A 3,103-nucleotide genomic window follows, 5' to 3' on the forward strand; every position below is an offset into this window, starting at 1 on the left:
GGCCATGAGGGCTCTCGCCGGGGCCGACGATCAGCGGTTCGCGCATTTCCTGCACCTTGAGGAGCGGCGTATTGGCGATCGCCAAGCGAGTCCCATGTTCGCGATCATGTATCTCGACCGGTTCGCCCGGCGCCCAGGCAAAGGTGCGGCCGATGAATTCGGGATGCAGGGTGGTCAGGTGCAGCGTCAGCCGATCGACTGGAAGGCCAAGCGCTTGCAAGCGGCGTCCAAGCCCCGAGACCAGCCCCGCTTCGTCGAGAGCGTGGCAGTCATCGCCGGTCAGCCACTCGATGAGGCTCAAGGTCGCCGTGGTGTTGGCGTTCAAGCGCGTGGTCGGCGAAATCGAAGGCAGCGTTTCGGGCGTGTCGTACAGCAAGGTCATTAGTATCTCCTCCTGTGCAAGGTGCGGCGCTCAGTGCGCGCCGCCGCCCGAAAGCTGACCGGATTTCTTGAGAAGCAGGCTGGCGGCGAGGGCAACAACCAGGGCGACGGCGAGCAGGTAGAAGGTGTCGCTGAAGGCCATGATGTTGGCCTGCTTGCGCAGGCTGGCGGCGATGGCGACGATCGCCTTGTGTGTGGCAAGTGCCTGATCGCTGACGCCATGGTTCATGAAATAACCGGTAAGACGGGCAACACGGGCGCGCGTTGCCTCTTCGAACATCGAAACCGAATTGGTCAGAATGTTCGAGTGGAACTGCTCGCGCTTGGTAAGAAAGGTCTGCAGCGCCGCAATGCCGACCGCGCCGCCGAGATTGCGCATCATGTTGAAGAGCGCCGAGGCGGAGCCTGCATTCTCCTGCTCGATGCCAGCAGTCGCAATCGCTGTCAGCGGTGTGAAGGCAAGCGCCTGGCCAATGGCGCGCACGATATTCGGCCAGAAGAGCTGATCGCCGGCGTAATCGCCGGTCATGTACACATTCATGAAGTTCGAGGCGGCAAAGAGAGCGAAGCCGACGACAATCAGCAGGCGGGCATCGAAACGCTTCATCAGCCGCGGAACCAGCGGGATCAGGATCAGCTGCGGAATGCCGGTCCAGGCGAGCACCAGGCCGATCTGTTCGGAATTGTAGCCCTGAATACGGGTTAGATAGATCGGCAGGATGAAGACCGAACCGTATAGTGCGATACCGAGCAGGAAATTGGCGACGATGCCGAAGCCGAAATTCCGGCGTACCAGCAAGCGCAGATTGAGGAGCGGATGGGCGGCGCGAAGCTCGATGATGAGGAAGAGCGTCAGCGAGACCGCAGCAATGGCCGACAGACGGGCGATGAAAGGTGAGCCGAACCAGTCGTCCTTGTTGCCTTCTTCGAGCACTGTTTGCAGCGCGGCAAGACCGACTGCCATGGTGATGATGCCCGGCCAGTCGCCCTTGGCAAGCAGCGACAAGTTCATCGGCGTGCGCTCGAGCGAGGCCCAGAGCATGCCGACCATCAAAATGCCGGGTACGAGATTGACGTAGAAGATATATTGCCAGCCCCAGCTTTCGGTAAGATAGCCGCCGATCGTCGGGCCGATGGCCGGCGCGAAAGTGGCCGAAAGGGCGAAAAGGGCAAGGCCCATCGGCTGTTTCGGTTTCGGCAGCAGCGTGATGATGATGGTGAAGGCCATCGGTATCAGCACGCCGCCGGAAAATCCCTGGATGGCGCGCAGGATGATCATCTGCTGCAGGTTTGCGGCAAAGGCGCAGCCGACCGAAAACAGCAGGAAGAGGATGGCGTTGGTCAAAAGATAGTTGCGAACCGAAAAGACACGGGCGAGCCAGGCGCTCAGCGGAATGACGACGATTTCGGCGATCAGGTAGGAAGTCGAGATCCAGCCTCCGTCGTCCGTGCCGGCGCCGATTGCGCCCTGGATGTCGGCAAGCGAGGCATTGACGATCTGGATGTTCAGGACGGCCATGAAGGCGCCGAGCGTGGAGCCGATGACGGCGGTCCACATGCGCAGCGGGCTCATGGCGGGCCTTGCGAGCGAATGGGGTGCCGCGATGACGGAATTGTTGTTGGCGGCGATCTGAAGAGTGGCCATGGCGCGTCTCCTTCCGGCGGATGCCGAAATAATCTCATGACAGTGTTGACGTGATAATCGACGAAGAGAGGGAAGGATTATCCGGCGTGGCCGGACACTCCCTCGGCGCTCGCTGTCGATGTCTGTGCGGCCTTGGTATCGATTTCGGGCTCGACCGACATGCCGGAACGCAGCAGTCCTGCCAGTTGTTCGTCATCGATGACGATCTTTACAGGGATGCGCTGAACGATCTTGGTAAAATTGCCCGTGGCATTGTCCGGCGGCAGCAGCGAGAATTCCAGGCCGCTCGCCGGGGAGAGGCTGTCGACATGACCCTTGATGGCGACGTCCGGGAAGCTGTCGACCCTGATCTCGACCGACTGGCCGGGACGTACATAGGTCAGCTGCGTTTCCTTGAAATTCGCGACGACATAGACCGAGTGCAGCGGCACGACTGCCATCAGCTGTGTACCCGAGGTGACGTACTGGCCAACGCGGATCGACCGGGCGCCGACCGTGCCGTCGACGGCAGCGACGATATCCGTATAGGAGAGGTTGAGCTCTGCCTGCCGGACGGCGGCGGCGGCGCGATCGCGCTGGGCGACCGCCTGGTCGCGCTGGGTCTGCAGGACGGGCACCTTGTTCTGCGCGGCGACCAGCGCTGCCTGGTCGCGTTCGACGGCCGCGGCCGCCTGCTTGCTGGCCGATTGCGTCTCTTCGGCGCGCGACTGCGTACCCGCACCATTGCTGATCAACCGAGCGGAGCGGGCGGCATCGGATTGTGCGAAGTCGAGCGAAGCCTTGGACGCGTCGACCGTCGCCTTAGCCTGTCCGATCAGCGATTGCTGCAGCGAGATCTGTGCATCGATATTGGCGATTGCCGCATTCGCAGCCTTGAGATCGGCCTTTGCCTGGGAAAGGGCGGCCTGAAAGTCTCGGTCGTCGATGCGTGCCAGCACCTGTCCGGCTTTGACCTTGTCATTGTCATTGACCAGCACATCCTTGATGTAGCCTGCGACTTTCGGGGCAACTGTTGTGTAGTCGGCCTTCACATAGGCATCGTCGGTGGATTCAATGAAGCGGCCGACGGTCCAATAA

Annotated in this window: 2 protein-coding genes and 1 pseudogene; all 3 read right to left on the reverse strand. The window is 61.5% G+C overall.

The features are described 5' to 3' along the window. Positions 1-382: pseudogene (locus Q4Q11_RS31345) on the reverse strand (adenylate/guanylate cyclase domain-containing protein); the annotation flags it as partial. Between the two features lie 30 nt (positions 383-412). Further along, a complete protein-coding gene (locus tag Q4Q11_RS31350) occupies positions 413-2,026 on the reverse strand; it encodes an MDR family MFS transporter (protein ID WP_498571925.1) in 1,614 nt (537 codons plus the stop codon). 77 nt (positions 2,027-2,103) lie between these two features. After that, positions 2,104-3,103: HlyD family secretion protein (locus Q4Q11_RS31355; protein WP_498571926.1), on the reverse strand; the 1,000-nt coding region annotated here is incomplete at its 5' end.

The sequence above is a fragment of the Rhizobium sp. UFLA01-1127 genome (assembly GCF_059803845.1).

Excerpts from the sequence above, each read along its gene's own strand:
- Q4Q11_RS31350 (WP_498571925.1), bottom strand. The coding sequence starts at position 2,026 with ATGGCCACTCTTCAGATCGCCGCCAACAACAATTCCGTCATCGCGGCA.